Origin of the sequence: Roseibium polysiphoniae (genome assembly GCF_014842925.1) — a bacterium.
Taxonomy (GTDB): domain Bacteria; phylum Pseudomonadota; class Alphaproteobacteria; order Rhizobiales; family Stappiaceae; genus Roseibium; species Roseibium polysiphoniae.
The window spans coordinates 382,937-407,807 of the sequence record NZ_JACYXJ010000002.1; the positions used below are offsets into that span (position 1 = coordinate 382,937).

23 protein-coding genes and 4 tRNA genes are annotated in these 24,871 nt (G+C 57.2%); 23 read left to right on the plus strand and 4 right to left on the minus strand.

Going from position 1 to position 24,871, the window contains the following annotated elements; all coding sequences use genetic code 11:
- The first annotated feature begins 49 nt into the window (after positions 1 to 49).
- Positions 50 to 134, plus strand: a tRNA-Leu gene (locus tag IG617_RS05500).
- 14 nt (positions 135 to 148) lie between these two features.
- Here IG617_RS05500 and IG617_RS05505 read toward each other — a convergent pair.
- On the minus strand, positions 149 to 661 hold the full coding sequence (locus IG617_RS05505; protein WP_192108088.1) for a hypothetical protein: 513 nt from the start codon (positions 659 to 661) through the stop codon (positions 149 to 151).
- A 326-nt stretch (positions 662 to 987) separates the two neighbouring features.
- Here IG617_RS05505 and tig point away from each other — a divergent pair, with 326 nt between their 5' ends.
- From tig to IG617_RS05530, 5 genes are all read left to right on the plus strand, one after another.
- Entirely contained in the window at positions 988 to 2,337 is a 1,350-nt protein-coding gene (tig, locus tag IG617_RS05510) for a trigger factor (RefSeq protein WP_192108506.1), read from the plus strand.
- A 211-nt stretch (positions 2,338 to 2,548) separates the two neighbouring features.
- A complete protein-coding gene (locus IG617_RS05515; RefSeq protein ID WP_192108090.1) occupies positions 2,549 to 3,184 on the plus strand; it encodes an ATP-dependent Clp protease proteolytic subunit in 636 nt (211 codons plus the stop codon).
- Between the two features lie 241 nt (positions 3,185 to 3,425).
- The gene (gene clpX / locus IG617_RS05520; protein ID WP_192108092.1) at positions 3,426 to 4,691 is read left to right on the plus strand and encodes an ATP-dependent Clp protease ATP-binding subunit ClpX; all 1,266 of its coding nucleotides are present in this window, start codon (positions 3,426 to 3,428) and stop codon (positions 4,689 to 4,691) included.
- A 328-nt stretch (positions 4,692 to 5,019) separates the two neighbouring features.
- A complete protein-coding gene (gene lon / locus IG617_RS05525) occupies positions 5,020 to 7,449 on the plus strand; it encodes an endopeptidase La (RefSeq protein ID WP_192108094.1) in 2,430 nt (809 codons plus the stop codon).
- A 188-nt stretch (positions 7,450 to 7,637) separates the two neighbouring features.
- The gene (locus tag IG617_RS05530; RefSeq protein WP_152501572.1) at positions 7,638 to 7,913 is read left to right on the plus strand and encodes an HU family DNA-binding protein; all 276 of its coding nucleotides are present in this window, start codon (positions 7,638 to 7,640) and stop codon (positions 7,911 to 7,913) included.
- Between the two features lie 82 nt (positions 7,914 to 7,995).
- Here IG617_RS05530 and IG617_RS05535 read toward each other — a convergent pair whose 3' ends face one another.
- Positions 7,996 to 8,193, minus strand: coding sequence for a hypothetical protein (locus IG617_RS05535; RefSeq protein ID WP_192108096.1), 198 nt, complete (start codon positions 8,191 to 8,193; stop codon positions 7,996 to 7,998).
- Positions 8,194 to 8,482: 289 nt separating this feature from the next.
- Here IG617_RS05535 and IG617_RS05540 point away from each other — a divergent pair.
- Positions 8,483 to 8,558 (plus strand) — tRNA-Val (locus IG617_RS05540).
- Positions 8,559 to 8,625: 67 nt separating this feature from the next.
- Here the strand turns inward: IG617_RS05540 and IG617_RS05545 are convergent.
- Complete coding sequence (locus IG617_RS05545) at positions 8,626 to 8,943, minus strand: hypothetical protein (RefSeq protein ID WP_192108098.1); 318 nt, start codon at positions 8,941 to 8,943, stop codon at positions 8,626 to 8,628.
- Positions 8,944 to 9,025: 82 nt separating this feature from the next.
- The gene (locus IG617_RS05550) at positions 9,026 to 9,691 is read right to left on the minus strand and encodes a helix-turn-helix domain-containing protein (RefSeq protein WP_192108099.1); all 666 of its coding nucleotides are present in this window, start codon (positions 9,689 to 9,691) and stop codon (positions 9,026 to 9,028) included.
- A gap of 360 nt (positions 9,692 to 10,051) precedes the next feature.
- Between IG617_RS05550 and IG617_RS05555 the strand changes: the two genes are divergently transcribed.
- From IG617_RS05555 to IG617_RS05630, 16 genes are all read left to right on the plus strand, one after another.
- Positions 10,052 to 10,128, plus strand: a tRNA-Asp gene (locus IG617_RS05555).
- Positions 10,129 to 10,178: 50 nt separating this feature from the next.
- Positions 10,179 to 10,255: transfer RNA gene (locus IG617_RS05560), tRNA-Asp, on the plus strand.
- 591 nt (positions 10,256 to 10,846) lie between these two features.
- On the plus strand, positions 10,847 to 11,212 hold the full coding sequence (locus IG617_RS05565; protein WP_192108102.1) for an NADH-quinone oxidoreductase subunit A: 366 nt from the start codon (positions 10,847 to 10,849) through the stop codon (positions 11,210 to 11,212).
- Complete coding sequence (locus IG617_RS05570; protein WP_192108104.1) at positions 11,203 to 11,784, plus strand: NuoB/complex I 20 kDa subunit family protein; 582 nt, start codon at positions 11,203 to 11,205, stop codon at positions 11,782 to 11,784. Before IG617_RS05565 ends, IG617_RS05570 begins: the two co-directional genes overlap by 10 nt.
- A 67-nt stretch (positions 11,785 to 11,851) precedes the next feature.
- Entirely contained in the window at positions 11,852 to 12,457 is a 606-nt protein-coding gene (locus IG617_RS05575; RefSeq protein WP_192108106.1) for an NADH-quinone oxidoreductase subunit C, read from the plus strand.
- 11 nt (positions 12,458 to 12,468) lie between these two features.
- The gene (locus tag IG617_RS05580) at positions 12,469 to 13,653 is read left to right on the plus strand and encodes an NADH-quinone oxidoreductase subunit D (RefSeq protein ID WP_192108109.1); all 1,185 of its coding nucleotides are present in this window, start codon (positions 12,469 to 12,471) and stop codon (positions 13,651 to 13,653) included.
- Between the two features lie 81 nt (positions 13,654 to 13,734).
- On the plus strand, positions 13,735 to 14,979 hold the full coding sequence (locus tag IG617_RS05585; protein ID WP_192108111.1) for an NADH-quinone oxidoreductase subunit E: 1,245 nt from the start codon (positions 13,735 to 13,737) through the stop codon (positions 14,977 to 14,979).
- Between the two features lie 9 nt (positions 14,980 to 14,988).
- The gene (gene nuoF / locus IG617_RS05590) at positions 14,989 to 16,287 is read left to right on the plus strand and encodes an NADH-quinone oxidoreductase subunit NuoF (RefSeq protein WP_192108113.1); all 1,299 of its coding nucleotides are present in this window, start codon (positions 14,989 to 14,991) and stop codon (positions 16,285 to 16,287) included.
- 28 nt (positions 16,288 to 16,315) lie between these two features.
- Positions 16,316 to 18,412: an NADH-quinone oxidoreductase subunit NuoG gene (gene nuoG, locus IG617_RS05595; RefSeq protein WP_192108115.1), complete on the plus strand. Its 2,097-nt coding sequence runs from the start codon at positions 16,316 to 16,318 to the stop codon at positions 18,410 to 18,412.
- 15 nt (positions 18,413 to 18,427) lie between these two features.
- On the plus strand, positions 18,428 to 19,477 hold the full coding sequence (nuoH, locus tag IG617_RS05600) for an NADH-quinone oxidoreductase subunit NuoH (protein ID WP_192108117.1): 1,050 nt from the start codon (positions 18,428 to 18,430) through the stop codon (positions 19,475 to 19,477).
- 1 nt (position 19,478) lies between these two features.
- Complete coding sequence (locus IG617_RS05605; protein ID WP_192108120.1) at positions 19,479 to 19,715, plus strand: hypothetical protein; 237 nt, start codon at positions 19,479 to 19,481, stop codon at positions 19,713 to 19,715.
- A gap of 23 nt (positions 19,716 to 19,738) precedes the next feature.
- On the plus strand, positions 19,739 to 20,227 hold the full coding sequence (gene nuoI / locus IG617_RS05610) for an NADH-quinone oxidoreductase subunit NuoI (RefSeq protein ID WP_153768912.1): 489 nt from the start codon (positions 19,739 to 19,741) through the stop codon (positions 20,225 to 20,227).
- A 90-nt stretch (positions 20,228 to 20,317) separates the two neighbouring features.
- Complete coding sequence (locus IG617_RS05615; RefSeq protein WP_192108122.1) at positions 20,318 to 20,932, plus strand: NADH-quinone oxidoreductase subunit J; 615 nt, start codon at positions 20,318 to 20,320, stop codon at positions 20,930 to 20,932.
- A 92-nt stretch (positions 20,933 to 21,024) separates the two neighbouring features.
- Positions 21,025 to 21,333 (plus strand): NADH-quinone oxidoreductase subunit NuoK, encoded by a 309-nt coding sequence (nuoK, locus tag IG617_RS05620; protein ID WP_153768914.1) that lies wholly within the window; start codon positions 21,025 to 21,027, stop codon positions 21,331 to 21,333.
- A 6-nt stretch (positions 21,334 to 21,339) separates the two neighbouring features.
- Positions 21,340 to 23,334 carry an NADH-quinone oxidoreductase subunit L gene (gene nuoL / locus IG617_RS05625; RefSeq protein ID WP_192108124.1) on the plus strand — a complete coding sequence of 665 codons (1,995 nt, stop codon included), beginning with the start codon at positions 21,340 to 21,342 and terminating at the stop codon, positions 23,332 to 23,334.
- Entirely contained in the window at positions 23,334 to 24,854 is a 1,521-nt protein-coding gene (locus IG617_RS05630) for an NADH-quinone oxidoreductase subunit M (protein WP_192108126.1), read from the plus strand. Before nuoL ends, IG617_RS05630 begins: the two co-directional genes overlap by 1 nt.
- Positions 24,855 to 24,871 lie beyond the last annotated feature (17 nt).

Genomic DNA, 24,871 nt, shown 5'->3' on the forward strand with positions numbered 1-24,871 from the left:
AACACGGTGCTATAGAGGCCCCGCTCTGGCGCCAGGCATATGGCGCCCCGCGGATGTGGTGAAATTGGTAGACACGCCAGATTTAGGTTCTGGTGCCGCAAGGCGTGGGGGTTCAAGTCCCTCCATCCGCACCAATAATCAAAACAATTCAATTTGGTAAATTATAAACTGCGCGAATTGACCAAATTAGGCCAATCGCGAAGAGAAAAAGTGCTGATAGATAGAGAATCTGGGCTGACTTGCTCGCCCTGCTTACAGTGTCAGGTGTAAGAGACCGCTTTTGCAGAGTTGAGATTTGGTTAGGTAGGCCTTCCATCATTTTACGTTCATCATATGTCAGGCCGCCCTCGCTTTCTTGAGTATGAGAAATGTCATGCACGGAGATGTAAAACTTAGCCATTGCATCCCGTTGTTCTGAATTTCGAATATTATCATTCAATGCCCAGATAATAATATGGGCGCAAAATGCAGACGCTAAACCGAGGGTGAATGCGATTACTGGTTCAATTGGTATCACTGCCTCTGTATTGCTGAATAAATCGACTGTAGTGGCTATGGCGATAGAAAGTGCCGCCCCGTTTGCTGTAAGTGCTGGGGCTGTGTAGTCCCTTATGTAAGATTTTGATTTATCGAAGAATACTCGGTCTTTAGATCTAATCATTTTTCTACCTTTAAATCTGTCTTTTCTATCGTTTCAATAGGGTCGAATCTCTTGCCTCGTTGGCGTCGTTCCTTACCTCGTTTGGGCTGATTGTGTCGTTTCCAATGACACGTGCGAGCAAGTTTGATTTAGCCTACAATCTGGCTCTCCTCTTGACACTTCCAAGGGGAGCCTTTATCGCGCTCCCATCGTGCGCCTTCGAGTGTCTTGAAGGTGCGGCAATGCCTGTTTGGTCGCCGCCTCAGGGTGGCGCCGGGCATCGCCAGATCGTCATTTACAACAAGTATCCGGAACGGATCGTTCCAGACCGAGGACGAAACAAACCCATGCAGGTTACCGAAACCCTCTCCGAGGGCCTCAAGCGAGAGCTGAAAATCGAAATTCCGGCCGGTGATCTGGCTTCCAAGCTCGATGCTTATATGGAAGACATGAAGGGCAAGGCGCAGATCAAGGGCTTTCGTCCGGGCAAAGTGCCGGTTGCGCATCTGAAAAAGATGTACGGCCGCCAGGCCATGGCAGAAATCCTCTCCAACACGATCCAGGAAAGCAGCCAGTCGGTGCTTGAGGAACGCTCGGAGCGCCCGGCGCTGACACCAGCGATCGATCTTCCTGATGAAGAAGCCGAAGCGATCCTGGCCGGTACGGCCGATCTGTCTTTCGCCATGAAATACGACGTTCTGCCTGAATTCGAGATCGTTGATTTCAAGGGCATCGAAATCGAGCGCCCTGTTGTCGACATCGCCGAGAGCGAAGTTGACGAGCAGATCGCCGAGATCGCCAAGAACAACGCGCCGTTCGACACCAAGGAAGGTGCAGCGGAAAGCGGTGATCGTGTCACGATGTCTTACCTCGGCAAGATCGACGGTGAGCCTTTTGAGGGCGGTGCGGACGAGAACGGTCAGCTTGTACTCGGTTCGGGCCAGTTTATCCCGGGCTTCGAAGATCAGCTGATCGGCCTGAAGGCTGGTGACGAGAAAGTTGTCGAAGTAAGCTTCCCGGAAGAGTACCAGGCAGCGCACCTGGCCGGCAAAGCGGCGACCTTCGACGTTGTCGTCAAGGAAGTTGCAGCTCCCGGTGAAGCCACGATCGATGATGAGTTCGCCAAGAACCTTGGCCTCGAATCTCTCGATAAGCTCAAGGAAATCGTTCGCGGCCAGATCGAAGGCCAGTTTGGCCAGATGACCCGCCAGCGTGTGAAGCGTCAGCTTCTCGACGCTCTGGACGAGCACTATTCCTTTGACCTGCCTGAAGGTCTGTTGAACTCCGAGTTCGATGCGGTCTGGAATCAGGTCGAAGAGGACATGAAGCGCAACGAAAAGACTTTCGAAGACGAAGACACGACGGAAGAAGAAGCGAAGGCGGACTATCGCAAGATCGCTGAACGCCGTGTGCGCCTCGGCCTCGTTCTGTCGGAAATCGGCGAAAAGAACGAGATCCAGGTTTCCGACGAGGAAATGCAGCGTGCGCTTTATGACCGCGTTCGCCAGTTCCCGGGTCAGGAACAGCAGGTGTTCGAGTTCTACAAGAACAACCAGCAGGCCCTCGCTTCGCTGCGTGCGCCGATCTACGAAGAAAAAGTCGTCGACTACATGCTCGAGCTCGCCAACGTGACGGACAAGACCGTCACCAAGGAAGAGCTGGAGACGCTTGTGGCAGAGGATGAGGAAGACGCCTAAGCGTTTTCCCGCTGAAAATCAGCGGATGCGGTCCGGCTTTAACCTTGCCTTCACGCCGCATCTGCGATGACTTTGCGAACAGGGCGACATCCCCTATGTATGGGGTGTCGCTTTTTTCGAGTCAGGCCCCATATTCGTTCCGACGTTAACGTGGCCTGTGTCTGACCGTGTTGCTCCGGCGCACGGCCGTCTCAAAGCATATGGATGAGGTATGAAGGATCCTGTCGATATCTACATGAACACACTCGTTCCGATGGTCGTCGAGCAGACGAACCGCGGCGAGCGGGCCTTCGATATCTTCTCGCGTCTCCTCAAGGAGCGGATTATCTTCCTGACCGGACCGGTGGAAGATCACATGGCGACCCTGATCAGCGCTCAGTTGCTGTTCCTGGAAGCGGAAAATCCGTCCAAGGAAATTGCGATCTACATCAATTCGCCTGGTGGTCTCGTGACCTCAGGCCTTGCGATCTATGACACGATGCAGTTCATCCGTCCGGCCGTCTCGACCCTGTGTATCGGTCAGGCCGCGTCGATGGGCTCGCTTCTTCTGGCCGCTGGCGAGAAAGACATGCGTTTTTCTCTGCCAAACGCCCGTGTGATGGTTCACCAGCCGTCAGGCGGTTTCCGCGGACAGGCAGCTGATATCATGCTGCATGCCCAGGAAATCCTGAAGATGAAGCGTCGTCTCAACGAGATCTACGTCAAGCACACCGGTCAGAGTTTGGATGCGGTCGAAGAAGCGCTCGAGCGCGACAACTTCATGACCGCCGAAAGAGCTCAGGAATTCGGGATCATTGACAATGTGATTTCCGATCGTGCGAGCCTGTCGGGTGAGACCACAAGCTGACAAAACAATCGTCCACCGGTCGCGAATTGACCGGTGGACCGGCATTTAATGCCCCTAGATATGGTCGTTTTCCGGCTTCGCCTTAAACCTATGTTGATTTTTAAGGGTGAAGCATGGTCACATCAGAGGCTTTAGAGAGTAAAGTCGGTCCTAGGCGGCACAATCGAGCCACTTGCCTTAATTTGGCTCGATCTTGACAGATAAGGGGGGACTTCCTCCCAGAGAACGCGGGGTTGAATAAATGACCAAGGCCAGCGGCAGCGACTCCAAGAACACGCTCTACTGCTCCTTCTGCGGTAAGAGCCAGCATGAAGTGCGCAAGCTGATCGCCGGCCCGACTGTTTTCATTTGCGATGAATGTGTCGAGCTGTGCATGGACATCATACGTGAGGAAAACAAGTCCTCGCTGGTGAAGTCCCAAGATGGAATCCCAACACCTCAGGAAATTCGCAACGTGCTGGATGACTATGTCATTGGTCAGGGAAGTGCGAAGAAGGTTCTGTCGGTTGCGGTCCACAATCACTACAAACGCCTGAATCACGCTTCCAAGAGCAATGACGTGGAACTGGCAAAGTCCAATATCCTGCTGGTCGGTCCGACCGGTTGCGGTAAGACATTGCTGGCACAAACGCTCGCGCGGATTCTCGACGTGCCGTTTACGATGGCCGATGCCACCACGCTGACCGAAGCCGGTTATGTGGGTGAAGACGTCGAAAACATCATCTTGAAGCTGCTTCAGTCCGCCGACTATAACGTCGAGCGCGCTCAGCGCGGCATTGTCTACATCGATGAAGTGGACAAGATCAGCCGCAAGTCGGACAATCCGTCGATCACACGCGATGTGTCGGGCGAGGGGGTTCAGCAGGCTCTTCTGAAGATCATGGAAGGCACTGTGGCTTCGGTTCCGCCCCAGGGTGGCCGCAAGCATCCGCAGCAGGAGTTCCTGCAGGTGGACACGACCAACATCCTGTTCATTTGCGGTGGCGCCTTTGCCGGCCTCGACAAGATCATCTCAGATCGTGGCACCCAGTCGTCAATCGGCTTCAAGGCCCAGGTTCACGCGCCAGAAGATCGCAAGATCGGCGAGCTGTTCTCGGTGCTTGAGCCTGAAGATCTGCTGAAGTTCGGTCTGATCCCGGAATTCGTTGGCCGTTTGCCGGTCATCGCAACTCTGGAAGATCTGGACGAAGATGCTCTGATCACGATCCTGACCGAACCGAAGAATGCGCTGGTCAAACAGTACCAGCGTCTGTTCGAGATGGAGACGGTCGAGCTGACGTTCCACGACGATGCGTTGATGGCGATTGCCTGCAAGGCGATTGAGCGCAAGACCGGCGCACGTGGTCTTCGGTCTATCCTTGAGGTCATCTTGCTCGACACCATGTACGAGCTGCCTGGCCTGAAGGGCGTGAAGGAAGTCGTGATTTCGGCGGAAGTGGTGAAAGGCGAGGCACGCCCGCTTTACATCTACGAAGACCGCGAAGAATCTTCGGCGACCAGCGCCTGACGCTGACGGTCCAAGTCAGTCGTTCTGATTGGAAAATGCCGCCTTTCCGGGCGGCATTTTTTGTGAATATGTGCTGGAAAACAGCAGTTTTCCACCGTCTAGCAAGCCTCATGGAAGCTTTGGTGGTCAAGTTCCCCCACTGCCTTGACACTGAGGGGGCAGGTGTCCACCTAATAGGACAACACTACGGCGAAGCAGCCCGGTTGCATGCCCATCAGGGGTGCGTCGGTCTGGCTCTGGCAGGCACCTCCCGTCTGTTGCCGTTTTTCAGTACTTCGTACCGCCGATCAAGAACCGGGGGACGGAGTGCGCAGAGAAAGGAATGGAAATGAGCGATACTGAAGTCCGCTCTTTTGAAGAAGACGGAAAAGCCGTCTATCCTGTGCTGCCCTTGCGCGACATTGTCGTGTTCCCACACATGATCGTGCCGCTCTTCGTCGGCCGCGAAAAATCCATTCGCGCCCTCGAAGAGGTAATGAGCACCGACAAGCACATCTTGCTTGCGACCCAGGTCAATGCTGCCGACGACGATCCTGATCCGGATCAGATTTATGAAGTCGGTACCCTGGCGACCGTTCTTCAATTGCTCAAGCTGCCTGACAATACGGTCAAGGTCCTGGTCGAGGGCGGTGCGCGTGCGCGTATCGACGGCTATACAGACCGCAGCGACTACTACGAGGCCAGCGCGGAAGTGCTGCCTGAGCGCGATGGCGAGAACATCGAGGTCGAGGCCCTTGCCCGGTCCGTGATTGCCGAGTTCGAGAACTATGTGAAGCTGAACAAGAAGGTTTCACCGGAAGTTCTGGGCGCGGTCAATCAGATCGAGGACTATTCCAAGCTTGCCGATACGATCGCGTCGCACCTTGCAATCAAGATCCCGGAAAAGCAGGAAATCCTGGCGATTGTTTCCGTTGCCGAACGCCTCGAGCGCGTTCTTGGCATGATGGAAAGCGAGATTTCCGTCCTGCAGGTCGAAAAGCGCATCCGTTCGCGGGTCAAGCGCCAGATGGAAAAGACCCAGCGCGAATATTATCTGAATGAGCAGATGAAGGCCATTCAGAAGGAGCTTGGCGACAGCGAAGACGGCCGCGACGAGATCGCGGAACTTGAGGAAAAGATCAAGAAGACCAAGCTGTCCAAGGAAGGCCGCGAGCGTGCGGCTGCCGAGGTCAAGAAACTCAAGCAGATGAGCCCGATGTCTGCCGAGGCGACTGTTGTTCGCAACTACCTCGATTGGTTGGTCGGCATTCCGTGGGGCAAGAAGAGTAAGGTCAAGCACGACCTGACTCTGGCTGAAGAGGTGCTCGACACGGATCACTACGGGCTTGAGAAGGTCAAGGAACGGATCATCGAGTATCTTGCGGTGCAAAAGCGCGCCAACAAGCTCAAGGGCCCGATCCTGTGTCTCGTCGGTCCTCCCGGCGTCGGCAAGACCTCGCTTGGCAAATCGATTGCCAAGGCGACCGGTCGTGAGTTCATCCGCATGTCACTGGGCGGTGTCCGTGATGAGGCTGAAATCCGTGGTCACCGGAGAACCTATATCGGCTCCATGCCGGGCAAGGTTATCCAGTCGATGAAAAAGGCCAAGAAGTCCAATCCGCTGTTCTTGCTCGACGAGATCGACAAGATGGGCATGGACTTCCGCGGCGATCCGTCTTCGGCCCTTCTCGAAGTGCTCGATCCGGAGCAGAACAGCTCCTTCATGGATCACTACCTTGAGATCGAATACGATCTTTCGGATGTGATGTTCGTGACGACGGCCAATACGCTGAACATTCCTGCGCCCTTGATGGACCGTATGGAAGTGATCCGCATTGCTGGCTACACGGAAGACGAGAAGGTAGAGATCTGCCGCCGCCATCTGATCTTTAAGGCGGAAAAGGACCACGGTCTGCGCGAGGGTGAGTTCTCGATCGAAGATGAAGCGCTGCGCTTCGTGATCCGTCGCTACACCCGCGAAGCCGGTGTGCGTAACCTTGAGCGTGAAATGGCGACGCTGGCGCGTAAGGCGGTCAAGGACATCCTGATGAGCGACAAGAAAACCATCACGGTGACGCCGGAGGTTGTCGAGGAATATCTCGGTGTTCCGCGCTATCGCTATGGCGAGATGGAGAGCGAGGATCAGGTCGGTGTTGTCACAGGTCTTGCCTGGACCGAGGTTGGCGGTGAACTGCTGACCATCGAAGGTGTCATGATGCCGGGTAAAGGCAAGATGACCGTGACGGGCAACCTGCGCGACGTGATGAAGGAATCGATTTCCGCTGCGGCGTCCTACGTTCGCTCGCGGGCTGTCGATTTCGGCATCGAGCCGCCGCTGTTCGACAAGCGTGACATCCACGTGCATGTGCCGGAAGGCGCAACACCGAAGGATGGTCCTTCTGCGGGTATCGGCATGGCGACTGCCGTGATCTCGACGTTGACGGGCATTCCGGTGCGCCGCGATGTTGCCATGACAGGTGAGATCACGTTGCGCGGCCGCATTCTGCCGATCGGCGGCTTGAAGGAGAAGCTGCTGGCTGCTCTGCGCGGCGGGATCAAGACAGTGATGATCCCCGAGGACAACGCCAAGGATCTGGCCGACATCCCCGATTCGGTGAAGAACTCGCTTGAGATCATTCCCGTGACGAGCATGGATGAGGTGCTCAAGACCGCACTTGAGCGCGTGCCGGAGCCCATCGAATGGGACGAGGCGAGCGCCGAAGAGGCTGCGAAAGCTGCCCGCAAGGACGGTGATTCGGCCGGTGTTGTTGCGCACTGATAACGCATTGTGCATCGCATAAATCGAAAAGCCCCGGCTCTGCCGGGGCTTTTCTTATGAATAAGCCCTGAAAATGGCGGTTTTCTGCGAATTAATGGCTTGCGTTTGGAACGTTTTCGCCCGATTTTCGCGCAACGGCGCTGACGAGAATCGTCGGCCAACCGCCGTTTCTTAGAAAGGTATCTGCTATGAACAAGAACGATCTGATCGCAGCCGTCGCAGAAAAGACCGGCCTCACGAAGGCGCAGGCAGGCGAAGCTGTTGACGCAACTTTTGATGCTGTCACCGAAACTCTGAAGAGCGGTGACGAAGTTCGCATCATCGGTTTTGGCAACTTCACCGTTTCCGCACGTGCTGCTACCGAAGGCCGCAACCCGCGCACCGGTGAAACGATCCAGATCCCGGCGTCCAAGACGCCTAAGTTCAAGGCCGGTAAAGGCCTGAAGGATGCCGTAAACTCCTAATCGGGTTTTCCTGGCGACTTCGCTATCAACCCCGCGCGCCTGACGGTGCGTGGGGTTTTTTGTGCCAAATGAGGGAGACGGCTTATCGCTTGTCCCGATTCTTTAAGGTCGAGATCAGGGACAGGATCAGCTCCAGAATGCCGAAGGCAAGGATCGCGCCGAAAGCAATGCTGGCATAGGTCTTGGTCGACATGTCAACTGGAATGCTGAAGATGAGAATGGCGATGCTGACTAGGGCGATCAGCAGGATTGCGGTGATGATCTTGTCGCGTCTCTTCATCTTGAAAGCTCCAGCAGGCGGCGTTGTGCGGTCCCTGAGCCACCATAGCGGGTTTCGGCTGGCACGATGCGATCTACATCAATTCACGGCTGCAAAAGCCTCCTATGGCTTTTGAGCGCTGTCTGACCGATAGATGGACCCGTGGGGTGTTGGCGCGCCCATGGCATCTGCGGAGCGCGCATTCACATGCTGTTGTCCCGACTTGTTGATAACCGAAATAGTTGTTCTTGCAATGTGAGCGGAAACTGCATAAAAGCCTCTCACCGAACGCGGACAAGCACCGCGTTGAGGGCGATTAGCTCAGTTGGTAGAGCGCCTCGTTTACACCGAGGATGTCGGGAGTTCGAGTCTCTCATCGCCCACCATTACCTCCCCAAATTGAAAATTGTTACTTTGGCCGCTCGCGGCTGATGCCGATATTTGGTTCAGCGACTAGCGAAAATTGCGCCGGGACTGGATGACATTGTCCAGGAGACGGCGTGCTGTTTCGAGGCGAATGGCGAGAACGTCGTCTTCTTTCAGGGCGGGTGAGGGGGCGTGCTCATTTGCGGTGTTGCTGGTCTGAGATGCCGGCTGGGAGCGATAGCTGGAACGGCTCTCGGCCTCGGCGGAGCGGGCGCTGACCTCCTTCTCGAGGTGAGGCATGATGCGCGCCAGAAGATCTGGATCGTCCGGGCCGACGTGCTGGTTCTCGCCGAGAAAGCGGTCATAATGCTCTTCTGCGAGTTGCGCGATCGCCCTGAGATCCATTCACCCTGTCTCCGTCGGATTTCAGACAAACACTGCCTGGAAATTGATTAATCCGGCCTTGTTGCTGCCGGGGTAAAATTACCTATTGGCCCTCTGTTTTGCCGCGTAAACGTGTGCTGACTGCCAGAGCCGTGAGGTGTGTGACGTTTTTGGCGCCGTATTTGGTCCTCAGATCTAGAATGCGGTGTTCGACTGTGCGTTGAGACAGCTCAAGTCGTTCGGCGATTTCCCTGGCGGTGCGCCCAAGAAGGATCATGTCCAGCACCTCGGTTTCACGCGCGGTCAACTTGGGCGTCTCGACCGGGAGCGGCAACACCAGCCGGGGCAGGGTGAAACCTATTGCCCAGGAGGACCTTCCGGATGTCTTTTTTTCCGGCAGGATCAGACGGTCATAAATGAAATAGCGTGAGTTTGCCTTTGCCTCGACAGTATCTACGATGGGATGTCGACTGTCGCGCGCGGTGGCATAGACGGGGGCGACGTTGTCGCGAATGAAAATTGGGTCTGGATAGTCGCCGAGAAAACGGCACCCCTCACGCAGCTGATCTGTTCGCTCGATCAGGTTTTCGATCCGGAAACGGTCGGGAGATTCCTCCTGCATGTCCAGGACATGCAAATTGAGGCCCGGAAGATCTGCAAGTTTGACGTAGCGCAGGACGTCTGCCGTCGCAGACACTTTCTGGTCTGGTGCGCCGGAAGACCATACATCCAATGCCGCACGCACGACCTGGTCGAATTTTGACTTCATGGTCGCGTCATTTCTGCAATTCTGGAGAGTGCGGTCAGGGGTATGACCACTTGATGCGAGAGATCATATTTATCTTCAACAAAAACGGCGTCAATCCGTGACGTAAGGGAAGGTGTGGGCCGAATTCTGCTGGTCTAAGTCGCATTGCCGCGCCGATCGGTGCAGGCTATGTTCCTTGCCGTATCGGGCGTGGTGTGGTTTTTTATCCACAAGCGAAGGGGCGCCGGTTTGCACTGGTTACGCCGGGTTTTGCGACCTTTCGTAAAATCGACATATTACGCTCGTGGCGGCGCTTGACTTCCATCTTCAGCCGCCGTACATCAGCGCCACTTCGCAACGACATCACGTCGCTGCTGCGAAGCGGGTGTAGCTCAGTTGGTTAGAGTGCCGGCCTGTCACGCCGGAGGTCGCGGGTTCGAGTCCCGTCACTCGCGCCACTTTCTTCTTAAGTTGAGGGAAGCGGCGCAAAGAAAATACCGTTAAGTGTGCGGGTGTAGCTCAGTTGGTTAGAGTGCCGGCCTGTCACGCCGGAGGTCGCGGGTTCGAGTCCCGTCACTCGCGCCACTTACGGTTTCTTTTTCTCCCCCCTTGAATACTCCAAATGTGCCGCGACTTCGGTTTGTACCGTCTCGCGTTAGCCCACCTTGTGGATCGTACTTTCTCATTCTGATGCATGAGGCTTTCGCCCCGCCAGTAGGCTGAGCCCGGAGTTCTGCGCGCGCATGCTTTGCATTTGTGCCGCTGATAGACTGTCTGACACAGTGAATGTGCCTGTCTTTTGCCACTGTCAGATCTCTCAGGTTTCTGCGGCGAATTGAAGCTTGCAGGTGTCCTGACTTCGATTCTTTTCGTTGCATGGAACAATCGAAGGCTGGCCGGTGCGGATAATCTTTTTTGAGTTTTCAACCGCAATGCAATCGGCGGAAAAGGCCGAATTATCCGGGCTTGGGTCAAATCGGGCGGAACCGTGACTTTCTCATGACCGGCTAGGGACTTGCGTTGATTCAAGCGGTGGGATAAGCGTGCCTTCGCATGTTGGCCAATCAAGCGCTGACAGGCCTTGCTCTTTCTGAGTGGTTCATGCTGCTCTAGAACAAGGCCTTGAAGGCTGGGTCTCCTCCCGACCCGCCCTCCATATGCAAGGACGCGAAAGACATGGAAGAACTCTTGCGGGAATATGTCCCGATCGTCGTGTTCATCGGCATAGCGCTGGTGATCGGCCTCGCGCTGCTCGTCTCACCGTTCCTCATTGCCTACCAAAATCCGGATCCGGAAAAGCTGTCGGCCTATGAGTGCGGTTTCAACGCCTTCGACGATGCGCGCATGAAATTCGACGTTCGCTTCTATCTGGTTTCGATCCTTTTCATTATCTTCGATCTGGAAGTCGCCTTCCTGTTTCCCTGGGCCGTCAAGTTCGGTGACCTGGGTTGGTACGGCTTCTGGTCCATGATGGTCTTCCTCGGTGTTCTGACCATCGGTTTCATCTATGAATGGAAGAAGGGAGCGCTGGAATGGGATTGACCACGACACCCGGTCCGCTCGTTGCGGAAAGCCCCAAGGGCATCATTGATCCCAACACCGGCAAGCCGGTGGGCGCAAACGACCCCTTCTTCATGGAAGTCAACGATGAGTTGGCGGACAAGGGGTTCCTTGTCACCTCCACGGACAATCTGATCCAGTGGGCGCGCACAGGCTCCTTGATGTGGATGACCTTCGGTCTTGCGTGCTGCGCCGTTGAAATGATGCAGATGGCGATGCCGCGCTACGATGCAGAGCGCTTCGGCTTTGCGCCTCGTGCTTCTCCGCGTCAGTCTGACGTCATGATCGTCGCGGGAACCTTGACCAACAAGATGGCGCCGGCGCTTCGCAAGGTCTACGACCAGATGCCTGAGCCGCGCTATGTGATTTCGATGGGCTCTTGTGCGAACGGCGGTGGCTATTACCATTATTCCTATTCGGTGGTGCGCGGCTGTGATCGGATTGTTCCGGTGGACATCTACGTCCCTGGTTGTCCTCCCACGGCAGAAGCATTGCTCTACGGCGTCTTGATGCTGCAGAAGAAAATCCGGCGCACGGGCACGATCGAGCGCTAACAGAAATTTGAGTAGGGGCGGGTTCCTGCCCCGACAGAGGGCTCCAACGGAGTGAGGTCTTAAGATCATGGACGAGACACTGAAGGAACTGGCCGAGCATATCGAGCTTGCTCTGGGAAGTTCCCTTTTGTCCTGGACCGTCGAATATGGCGAGCTGACGCTTGTCGCCTCCGCGACCGACATTCTCGATGTCGTGCGGTACCTGCGCGACAACAGCTCCTGCAAATTCGTCAATCTGACCGACATTTGCGGGGTCGACTGGCCGGCGCGTGAGAAGCGGTTTGATCTGGTCTATCACTTCCTGTCTCCGGTTCAGAACCAGCGCATCCGTGTGAAGATCGCGACGGACGAAGAAACGCCGGTTGCCTCCCTGACGCCTCTGTTTCCAGGCGCAGAATGGTTCGAGCGTGAAGCCTACGACATGTACGGCATCCTCTTCTCCGGCCATCCGGACCTGCGCCGCATCCTCACGGATTACGGCTTCGACGGGTATCCGCTGCGCAAGGACTTCCCGGTCACCGGCTTTGTTGAAGTTCGCTATGACGATGAGAAGAAGCGCGTCGTCTATGAGCCGGTTCGCCTGAACCAGGAATTCCGCAATTTCGATTTTCTCTCGCCATGGGAAGGCACTGACTACGTGCTGCCGGGCGATGAGAAAGCAACCACGAATTAAGGCTCTCCCGGATGGCTGAAGCTCAGGTTCGAAACTTCAACATCAACTTTGGTCCGCAGCACCCGGCGGCTCACGGCGTATTGCGTCTTGTGCTCGAGCTGGATGGCGAGGTCGTGACCCGGGTTGATCCGCATATCGGCCTTCTGCATCGCGGCACGGAAAAGCTGATCGAGCAGAAGACCTATTTGCAGGCGGTGCCATATTTCGACCGTCTCGACTATGTGGCTCCCATGAACCAGGAGCATGCCTTTGCCCTGGCTGTCGAGCGTATGCTCGACATCAATGTGCCCATGCGTGGGCAGTTGATTCGCGTGCTCTTCTGCGAAATCGGCCGACTGCTGTCGCATCTCTTGAATGTGACCACGCAGGCGCTGGACGTCGGTGCACTGACGCCGCCGGTCTGGGGCTTCGAGCCACGCGAAGAGCTGATGGTCTTTTATGAGCGGGCTTGCGGCGCACGCCTGCATGCCGCCTACGTCCGTCCAGGCGGTGTTCATCAGGATTTGCCGCGCGCACTTCTGGATGACATCTGGGATTTCTGTGATCCGTTCCTGCAGACGCTGGACGACATCGAAGGCCTTCTGACCGACAACCGCATCTTCAAGCAGCGCAACGTCGACATCGGCGTGGTCGATCTGGACGATGCGTGGGCCTGGGGCTTTTCCGGTGTCATGGTACGTGGATCGGGTGCGGCCTGGGATCTTCGCAAGTCGCAGCCTTATGAGTGCTATGCGGATCTGGATTTCGACATTCCGATCGGCAAGAACGGCGATTGCTACGACCGCTATCTCATCCGCATGGAAGAGATGCGCCAGTCCGTGCGGATCATGAAGCAGTGCCTGGAAAAGCTGACCGTGGAAACCGGACCGGTATCGTCTGCTGACGGCAAGATCGTTCCGCCCAAACGCGGCGAAATGAAGCGTTCCATGGAAGCTCTGATCCATCACTTCAAGCTCTACACAGAAGGCTACCACGTGCCTGCCGGCGAGGTTTATGCCGCCGTAGAGGCGCCGAAGGGCGAATTCGGTGTCTATCTTGTCGCTGACGGCACGAACAAGCCGTATCGCTGCAAGATCAAGGCGCCTGGATATGCGCATCTTCAGGCGATGGACTTTCTGTGCCGTGGGCACCAGCTCGCCGATGTCTCGGCCGTCCTGGGCTCCATGGATATCGTATTCGGCGAGGTCGATCGTTGATGATTGGGCCGCGCACATCTCATTCGACCCTGGCAGCCGCCCTTTCGGCTCCGGTCATCGAAACAGGACGGGGATAGCACCATGGCGGTTCGCAGACTTGCCGCGGAACAACCTGACAGTTTTGCCTTCACCGAGAAGAACCTCGCGTGGGCGAAGAAGCTGATCGACCGGTACCCAGCGGGACGGCAGGCGTCTGCCGTGATTCCGCTGTTGTGGCGTGCCCAGGAACAGCATGACGGCTGGGTGTGTGAGCCTGCGATCCGCTACATCGCGGACCTTCTCGACATGCCGCACATTCGCGTTCTGGAAGTCGCGACGTTCTACACGATGTTTCAGCTGCAGCCTGTGGGCAAGAAGGCTCACATTCAGGTGTGCGGAACAACACCGTGTCAGCTGCGTGGGTCTGAAGAGCTGATCAACATCTGCAAGAGCCGCATTGCCAAGCACATGCACGAGATTTCCGAGGACGGCATGTTCTCCTGGGAAGAGGTGGAGTGCCTGGGTGCCTGCGTGAATGCACCGATGGTGCAGATCTTCAAGGACACGTACGAAGATCTGACACCGGACAGCTTCAACGCCCTGCTTGACGACATTTCCGCAGGCAAGGAAGTGACACCCGGCCCGCAGAACGGTCGCCGTTTTGCAATGGCTGAAGGCGGTCAAACCAGCCTGACCGAAATTGACGACGACACCAAGGGCGTGCTGCCTGTGCCACATCTGGTCGACGGCAACGAGAAAGCGTCTCACGCTTTCGCCGGCGGCCCGATCAATGCTGATGGCAACGATTATGATGGCGTGCCGACGCCGGCCGAAGATGCTGTCGCGAAGGTGAAAGCCGCCTTTGCCGCCAAGCAGGCGGGCGAGAGCGTTGCAGAGACGGAAAAGAAGGTCGAGAAGGCTGCCGAAAAGCCATCCGAGCCGAAACCCGTCTCAAAGGCCAAGCCCAAGAGCGCTGAAGCCCCGGCAGAACCGGCTGCGGCGAAGAAGGCACCTGCTGCAGCTGCGGCGGTAACTGATGTTGCTGAGAAAGAGCCCGAGATTCTCAAGGAAGCGCGCGGCGGCAAGCCGGACGACCTGAAGCAGCTCAAGGGCGTCGGGCCGAAGCTTGAAACAACCTTGCATGAGCTCGGCTTCTTCCATTTCGATCAGGTCGCCAACTGGGGACCGGCTGAGATCGCCTGGGTCGACAGCCGCTTGAAGTTCAAGGGCCGCATCGAACGGGATGGCTGGGTTGCTCAGGCCAAGATCCTTGCCGAAGGCGGGGAAACGGAATTTTCCAAGCGTGTTGCCAAGGGCACCGTGCCCTCCAGCAAGAACGAAGGGTAGGGGGAAGAGATGCTGAAAGATCAGGATCGGATCTTCACCAATATCTACGGGCTCAATGATTGGGGTCTTGAGGGCGCCAAGAAGCGTGGCCAGTGGGACAACACCAAGGGGTTGCTCGACAAGGGCCGCGACTGGATCATCGACGAGATGAAGGCCTCAGGCCTTCGTGGCCGTGGTGGTGCGGGTTTCCCGACCGGCTTGAAGTGGTCCTTCATGCCGAAGGCCTCCGATGGACGTCCCGCCTATCTTGTGGTCAACGCCGATGAGTCAGAGCCGGGCACCTGTAAGGACCGCGAGATTCTTCGTCATGACCCGCATACGCTGGTAGAAGGCTGTCTTGTTGCGGGCTACGCCATGGGCGCGATTGCGGCCTATATCTACGTGCGCGGTGAATTCATTCGTGAACGTGAGCGTCTGCAGGCGGCGATCGACCAGGCCTATGACGCTGGCCTGATCGGCAAGAACAACAAGAACGGCTACGATTTCGACATTTATGTCCACCATGGCGCCGGAGCTTATATCTGCGGCGAGGAAACTGCGCTTCTGGAAAGCCTTGAGGGCAAGAAGGGCCAGCCGCGGCTGAAGCCGCCGTTCCCGGCGAATGTTGGTCTTTATGGTTGCCCGACGACAGTGAACAACGTCGAATCGATTGCGGTTGCACCGACGATCCTGCGCCGTGGCGGTTCCTGGTTTGCCGGTCTGGGCAAGCCAAACAACACAGGCACCAAGCTTTTCTGCGTCTCCGGCCACGTCAATCAGCCGGCGACCTTCGAGGAAGAACTGGGCGTGCCCTTCGCCGAGATGATCGAAAGACACTGCGGTGGCATTCGTGGTGGGTGGGACAACCTTCTTGCGGTGATTCCCGGTGGCTCCTCTGTTCCTTGCCTGACGGCAGAGCAGATCAAGGACACGCCGATGGACTTCGACACGCTGCGTGGCCTTGGCTCCGGTCTTGGAACTGCCGCGGTGATCGTCATGGACAAGTCCACAGACATCATCAAGGCAATCGCCCGCCTCAGCTATTTCTACAAGCATGAAAGCTGCGGACAGTGTACACCCTGCCGTGAGGGAACCGGCTGGATGTGGCGGGTCATGGAACGGATGGTCAAGGGCCAGTCGTCCTATGAGGAAATCGACATGCTGTTCAATGTGACGAAGCAGGTCGAAGGCCACACAATTTGTGCACTCGGAGACGCGGCTGCATGGCCGATCCAGGGGCTGATCAAGAACTTCAGGCCTGTGGTTGAGCAGCGCATTGACGACTATGTCGCCAAGGCTAAACCTGCACCATTGGTTGCGGCCGAGTGATGCGGAAACGGGATTTGGAGAGCAGGCGATGACAAAGCTGATCATCGACGGCAAGGAAGTAGAAGTCCCAGCGGACTACACGCTGCTTCAGGCCTGTGAAGAGGCCGGCGCCGAGGTTCCTCGGTTTTGCTACCACGACAGGCTGTCGATCGCCGGCAACTGCCGCATGTGCCTTGTCGAGGTCAAGGGCGGACCGCCCAAACCAACCGCATCCTGTGCGATGTCGGTCAAGGATCTGCGCCCCGGCCCGAATGGCGAACCGCCCGTTGTTGAAACCAAGAGCCCGATGGTCAAGAAGGCCCGCGAAGGTGTGATGGAGTTTCTCCTGATCAACCATCCGCTGGATTGCCCGATCTGTGACCAGGGCGGCGAGTGCGACCTCCAGGACCAGGCCATGGCCTATGGCGTCGACAACTCGCGTTTCGGCGAGAACAAGCGCGCGGTTGAGAACAAGCACCTGGGTCCGTTGGTCAAGACGATCATGACCCGCTGCATTCACTGCACGCGCTGTGTTCGCTTCACCACAGAAGTCGCCGGTGTGTCTGACATGGGCCTGATCGGCCGCGGTGAAGACGCCGAAATCACCACCTATCTGGAAGCCGCGCTGTCCTCCGAACTTCAGGGCAACGTCGTTGACCTGTGTCCGGTCGGTGCGCTGACATCCAAGCCTTATGCTTTCCACGCACGTCCCTGGGAACTGGTCAAAACCGAGAGCATCGATGTGATGGATGCTGTTGGTTCTGCGATCCGGGTCGATACGCGTGGCAAGGAAGTCATGCGCATCATGCCGCGTCTCAATGAGGCGGTGAATGAGGAATGGATTTCCGATAAGACCCGTTACATCTGGGATGGTCTGAAGACGCAGCGGCTTGACCGGCCTTATGCCAAGAAAGACGGCCGTCTTCAGCCAGTGTCCTGGAGTGAGGCGTTCCAGATCATTGCAGACAAGGTCGGCACGCTCGACGGCTCCAAGATTGGTGCTGTCGCGGGAGATCTTGCAAGCGTCGAGGAAATGTTCGCGCTCAAGAGCCTGATGACGTCGCTTGGCTCTGCCAACATCGACTGTCGCCAGGATGGTGCCGCGCTGGATCCGGCCAAGGGCCGCGCCAGCTACCTCTTCAACGCCACCATCGAGGGCATTGAAGACGCAGACGCTGTGCTGATTATCGGCTCCAACCCGCGCATTGAGGCTCCGGTGCTCAACGCACGTATCCGCAAGCGCTGGCGTCATGGCGACCTGAAGGTCGGCGTGATCGGCGAAGCCGCGGATCTGACCTATGAAACAACCTATCTCGGGGCTGGTACTGACACGCTTTCAGATCTTGTCGCCGGCAAGAACAGCTTCGTCGATGTCCTGAAAGGCGCCAAGAAGCCACTGATCATCGTTGGTCAAGGAGCACTTGCCCGCGTGGACGGCGTTTCCGTACTGGCGAATGCTGCGAAGCTTGCAAAAGCTGTTGGCGCCATCAGCGAGGACTGGAACGGTTTCTCGGTGCTCCACACGGCGGCGTCGCGCGTTGGCGGACTGGATATCGGTTTCGTTCCAGCTGAGGGTGGCAAGTCGATTGCTGCCATGCAGGATGCAGCCTCCAAGGGAGACCTTGAAGCCCTGTTCCTGCTCGGCGCTGACGAGATGGATATGTCGGCCTTTGGCAATGCCTTTGTCGTCTACATCGGAACGCACGGCGATCGCGGCGCTCATGGCGCCGATGTGATCCTGCCCGGTGCAGCCTATACAGAGAAGTCTGGAACCTATGTGAACACGGAAGGCCGTGTTCAGATGGCCGACCGCGCTGGCTTCCCTCCAGGGGACGCGCGCGAAGACTGGGCGATCCTGCGTGCGCTGTCTGCGGTGCTCGGCAAGACCTTGCCGTTCGACTCTCTGGGCGCATTGCGGGCGCTTCTGTGCGAAGCCCATCCTCATTTCCTTTCCATCGATGCGATCGAGGTCGGCTCATCAGCCGATGTTGCGGAGCTGGCGAAGGGTGCAGGCAAGATGGAAGCGGCAGGCTTTGCCAACGCCATCACCGAGTTTTATCTGACGAACCCGATTGCACGTGCATCGGCCGTGATGGCGGAATGTTCCGCCCTGGCCAAGGCGCGCGCGGCCGAAGCAGCGGAATAAGGGGCAGGGACAGACATGTCGGACTTTATGACGGCCTACGGCTTTCCGTTCCTCTGGATGGTGTTCCAGAGCGTATTGCTGCTCGTCGTTCTTCTGGTGATCGTCGCCTATGTGCTTTACGCGGACCGCAAGATCTGGGCAGCCGTCCAGATTCGCCGCGGCCCGAACGTCGTCGGCCCCTGGGGGCTGTTTCAGAGCTTTGCCGATCTCTTGAAATTCGTCTTGAAAGAGCCGGTTATTCCGTCTGGCTCCAACAAGGTGCTTTTCCTGCTTGCGCCGCTTGTGTCCGTGATGCTGGCACTGGCGACCTGGGCGGTTATTCCCGTCTCCGAGGGTTGGGTGATTGCCAACATCAACGTTGGTGTTCTCTACGTCTTTGCGATTTCCTCGCTCGAGATCTACGGCATCATCATGGGCGGGTGGGCTTCGAACTCGAAGTATCCCTTCCTGTCAGCGCTCCGCTCCGCGGCGCAGATGGTTTCCTACGAAGTTTCGATCGGTTTCGTCATCGTGACGGTCCTGCTGTGCGCAGGGTCTCTGAACCTGACCGAAATCGTATTGTCGCAGCAGACGGGTCTTGCGGACATGCTGGGCGTGCCGTGGCTGGCCTTCCTGAACTGGTATTGGCTGCCACTGTTCCCGATGTTCGTGATCTTCTTCATCTCTGCGCTGGCCGAGACGAACCGGCCGCCTTTCGATCTGGCAGAAGCTGAATCGGAGCTGGTTGCGGGCTTCATGGTGGAATACGGCTCCACGCCGTACATGATGTTCATGCTTGGCGAATATGTCGCCATCTGCCTCATGTGCGCGCTGATGACCATCTTCTTCATGGGTGGGTGGCTGCCGCCGTTCGACTTTGTTCCCTTCACATGGGTTCCGGGCGTCGTCTGGTTCCTCCTGAAGTGTCTGCTCGGCTTCTTCATGTTCGCGATGGTCAAGGCCATGGTGCCGCGGTACCGCTATGATCAGCTGATGCGCCTGGGCTGGAAAGTGTTCCTGCCGCTGTCGCTGGCTATGGTCGTGATCGTGGCCGCTGTGCTGATGATCATGGGCTGGGCGCCATAAGGTGAGTATTTCGTTCGCCGGGCTGATCGGGGCAGTGCTTGGGGGATACCTCGGCTGGCTCGATTGGAAGATCCTGAAAGGGGTCCTTCAGGCGGCCGAGGAAAAAAACAGACGTGAGGGTGGCGACGGCGGCTTTGTCGCAAAATACGGCGCGCTCTTGCGAGGATTGATTTTTGCAGTTCCGATCTTCGGTTTTCCGATCATCGGGTATCTGGCCGGCAGTCAACTTGTCGGGTAAGCACGAGGGAAGGCAACAGGGCGATGGGACTTGATCAGGCCGCCAAATCGCTGTTCTTGAAGGAGTTCGTTTCGGCGTTCTTTTTGGCCATGCGCTACTTCTTCAAGCCGAAGCCGACAGTCAACTATCCCTTTGAAAAGGGTCCACAGAGCCCGCGTTTTCGCGGGGAGCATGCCCTGCGCCGCTATCCCAATGGGGAAGAGCGCTGCATCGCCTGCAAACTGTGTGAAGCAATCTGCCCGGCGCAGGCGATTACCATCGAGGCGGGGCCGCGCCGCAATGACGGAACCCGCCGGACGACCCGTTATGATATCGACATGGTGAAGTGCATCTACTGCGGCTTCTGTCAGGAAGCCTGTCCGGTGGATGCGATTGTCGAAGGACCCAACTTCGAATTCGCCACCGAAACCCGCGAAGAGCTCTACTACTCCAAGGACAAGCTGCTCGCGAATGGTGACCGCTGGGAGCGCGAAATCGCTCGCAACATTGAAATGGACGCTCCTTACCGCTAGGGGCATGACGCAACTCATCGAGGCGTTTCGGCAATCCGGCCGAATGTCTCCTCCCGGCCGGTTCCGGCCAGACGACAGGCAGGTCTATCCATGATCCTGAACGCGCTTTTCTTCTATCTGTTTGCCGGGGTGACCGTGGCATCGGCCTTTATGGTCATTGCCTCCCGCAATCCGGTGCACTCGGTGCTGTTTCTGATCCTCGCGTTCTGTAACTCTGCCGGGCTGTTCGTCATGCTTGGTGCCGAGTATCTGGCGATGCTGCTTATCGTCGTCTATGTCGGCGCGGTGGCGGTTCTGTTCCTCTTTGTCGTCATGATGCTGGATGTTGATTTCGTCGAGTTGCGACAGGGCTTCCTGCAGTATCTGCCGGTCGGAGCACTGGTCGGACTTGTGCTGCTTGTCGAGATCCTGATGGGCGTTGGCGCATGGGTGATCGCACCGGAGCTTCTGACGCATGTTTCCGAGCCGACGCCGGCCTTGAGCGAGATGTCCAACATCGAAGCCATCGGCGCGGTGCTCTACACAAAATACATCTTCTACTTCCAGGTTGCGGGGCTCGTACTTCTGGTTGCCATGATCGGCGCCATTGTCCTGACCTTGCGCCACAAGGAATACGTCAAGCGGCAGAACATTGCCGAACAGGTTGCCCGGACGCCGGCAACGGCCGTCGAGATCAAGAAGGTCGAGACGGGCAAGGGTATCTAGCGCCGAGGCGCACTTCATCTAGACCGGACCAAGGCGAACCACTCCGCGCCAGGTCCGGTGGGCTTAAACGAGGGGAGCACGGCGAGGCGCCCATGGAAATCGGTCTGTCGCATTATTTGGCGGTTGCAGCCATCCTGTTCACGATTGGCATCTTCGGGATCTTTTTGAACCGGAAGAACGTGATCGTCATCCTGATGTCCATCGAGCTCATTCTGCTTTCGGTGAACCTCAACTTTGTCGCCTTCTCGTCGCATCTCGGCGATCTGATGGGGCAGATCTTCACCTTGCTGGTGCTGACAGTGGCTGCTGCTGAAGCTTCCATCGGCCTCGCTATTCTGGTGGTGTTCCACCGAAACCGCGGCTCCATCGCCGTGGAAGACATCAACATGATGAAAGGCTAGGGGCGAATGTACTCCGCAATCGTATTCCTGCCTCTGATCGGCTTCCTGATTGTCGGGTTGTTCGGTAAGGCTCTGGGGGACAAGGCCAGCGAATATATCACCACAGGGTTGGTGATCGTCGCTGCGCTTTTGTCCTGGGTCGCGTTCTTTACGGTCGGCTATGGCGAAACGGCGCTTTATCAGGTCGAGATCATGCGCTGGATCACAGCCGGGGCGCTTGATGTCTCCTGGTCCCTGCGTATCGACACGCTGACCGTTGTCATGCTGGTCGTTGTGAACTCTGTTTCTGCGCTGGTTCATGTCTATTCGATTGGCTACATGCACCATGATCCGCACCGGCCACGGTTCTTCGCCTATCTGTCGCTCTTCACCTTCGCGATGCTCTCGCTGGTCACATCCGACAACCTGTTGCAGATGTTCTTCGGCTGGGAAGGCGTTGGTCTTGCGTCCTATCTTCTGATCGGCTTCTGGTACAACAAGCCATCGGCCAATGCAGCGGCGATGAAAGCCTTTGTGGTCAACCGCGTGGGTGACTTCGGCTTTGCGCTCGGCATTTTCGGCGTCTTCTATGTTTTCAACAGCATCGATCTGTCCACGGTGTTTGCAAATGCCCCGGCGCTGATGGAAGGCGAGGGTCATGGCCAAGTCATGAGCTTCCTCGGCTATCATCTGGATGCCCGTGGCGCGATGACCGTGATCTGTCTGCTGCTGTTCATGGGAGCGATGGGCAAGTCGGCCCAGTTCCTGCTGCACACCTGGCTGCCGGACGCGATGGAAGGCCCGACGCCTGTTTCCGCTCTGATCCACGCAGCGACCATGGTCACCGCGGGTGTCTTCATGGTGGCGCGCCTGTCGCCTCTGTTTGAGCTCTCGCATACGGCTCTGACGGTCGTTACCTTCTTCGGTGCGACAACGGCGTTTTTCGCCGCGACGGTTGGTCTGGTGCAAAACGACATCAAGCGCGTGATCGCCTATTCGACCTGTTCGCAGCTTGGCTACATGTTCGTGGCTCTGGGTGTTGGCGCCTATTCGATCGCCGTGTTCCACCTCTTCACGCACGCCTTCTTCAAGGCCCTTCTGTTCCTTTGCGCCGGTTCGGTCATTCACGCCGTGTCCGATGAACAGGACATGCGAAAGATGGGTGGCCTGCGGAAGCACATTCCGATCACCTATTGGACCATGTTCATTGGGACCGTCGCCCTGACCGGTGTCGGTATCCCGTTCACGCACATCGGTTTCGCCGGCTTCATCTCCAAGGATGCGGTGATTGAGGCAGCCTATGCCGGTCACAACGCAATGGCGCAGTACGGCTTCTGGCTGACCGTCATTGCTGCCGGTCTGACGTCCTTCTACTCTTGGCGCCTGACCTTCATGACCTTCCATGGCAAGCCGCGGGCGTCCGTCGATGTCATGAAGCACATTCATGAATCGCCACTGGTGATGACGGTGCCGCTGTTCCTTCTGTCAATCGGTGCGGTTCTGGCCGGGATGGTCTTCTACGGCTCTTTCTATGGCGATGGTTACGATGCCTTCTGGAAGGGTGCTCTGTTCACCGGCTCCGAGAACCATGTGCTGCATGACATGCACGAGGTTCCTGCCTGGGTGAAGGTTTCACCCTTCGTGATGATGGTCCTGGGCTTCCTGGTGGCCTATCAGTTCTACATCCGCTCGCCGGAAACGCCAAAGAAGCTGGCGGAGGAACACTCGGGGCTCTACCAGTTCCTGCTCAACAAGTGGTACTTCGATGAGCTCTACAACTTCCTCTTCGTGCGTTCCGCAATGTGGATCGGCCGCGTTCTTTGGAAGCAGGGAGACGGCAAGGTGATTGACGGTTACGGGCCCAATGGCGTTGCCGCCCGGGTTCAGAACGTCACGACCTGGGTCGTGAAACTGCAGACCGGATACCTTTACCACTATGCCTTTGCGATGCTGATCGGCGTGGCTGCCCTCATCACCTGGTCGATGTTTACCGGTGCTGGCACCGTCGGAGGAGCTCACTGATGATCGACTGGCCCATTCTCACCACGACAACGTTCCTGCCGTTGGCAGGGGTGCTGGCGATCCTGTTGGTGCCGGGTGACGACGAGGACGGCAAGCGGAACATCCGCATGGTTGCGCTGTTCTCGACCATCTTCACCTTTGGCCTGTCACTGTTTGTCTGGGGTTTCTTCGACTACAGCAATCCCGGCTTCCAGATGGTCGAGACCACCGAGTGGCTCGGCGGTGCAATCAACTACAAGATGGGTGTGGACGGCATCTCGCTGCTCTTCGTGATCCTGTCGACCTTCCTCATGCCTTTCTGCATCCTCGCGTCCTGGGAGAGCGTGCAGAAGCGGGTGAAGGAATACATGATTGCGTTCCTCATTCTGGAAACCCTGATGATCGGCGTGTTCTGCTCGCTCGATCTGGTGGTCTTCTACGTCTTCTTTGAAGCTGGCCTGATCCCGATGTTCCTGATCATCGGTGTCTGGGGCGGTGCGCGCCGCGTCTATGCGTCCTACAAGTTCTTCCTCTACACGCTGCTCGGATCGGTTCTGATGCTGATCGCGATCATGGCGATGTACTGGGAGGCTGGCACCACGGACATCACGGTGCTGCTGCAGCACCCGTTCCCGGCCGAGATGCAGACCTGGCTCTGGATCGCGTTCTTTGCAAGTTTTGCCGTGAAGATGCCGATGTGGCCGGTTCACACCTGGTTGCCGGATGCCCACGTTGAGGCCCCGACGGCCGGCTCCGTGATCCTTGCCGGTATCCTGCTGAAGCTCGGTGGCTATGGCTTCCTGCGCTTCTCTTTGCCGATGTTCCCGATTGCCTCGGACATGTTCGCCCCCATGGTGTTCACCCTGTCGGTTGTGGCTATCATTTACACCTCGCTCGTGGCGCTCGCCCAGGAAGACATCAAGAAGCTGATTGCCTATTCGTCCGTCGCCCACATGGGCTATGTGACCATGGGTATCTTCACCATGACGCCGCAAGGCGTTCAGGGTGGCATCTTCCAGATGCTCTCCCACGGTATTGTTTCCGGCGCGCTGTTCCTTTGTGTCGGCGTGATCTATGACCGGATGCATACGCGAGAGATTGCTGCCTACGGCGGCTTGGTCAGCCGAATGCCGAAATATGCGGTCGCCTTCCTGATCTTCACGATGGCGAATGTCGGGCTGCCGGGTACCTCAGGCTTTGTCGGTGAAATCCTGACGCTCATGGGGGCCTATCAGGTGAACACATGGGTTGCGATGTTCGCGACCACGGGTGTGATCCTATCGGCCGCATATGCGCTGTATCTCTACCGCCGGGTGGTGTTCGGCGCGCTTGAGAAGGAAAGCCTCAAGTCGATGCTCGACCTGAATCTCAGGGAGAAGGTGATCCTGGTTCCGATGATTGTCCTGACGATCTTCTTCGGGTTCTACCCGATGGCGATCCTGGATGTCACACAGGGTGCCGTCGACAACCTGATTACGCAATATCAAGCAGCCCTCGAGGCAGCTGGACAGATCCAGCATGCCACAGCGGCCGCGCACTAACGTTCCGAAGGCGAGAT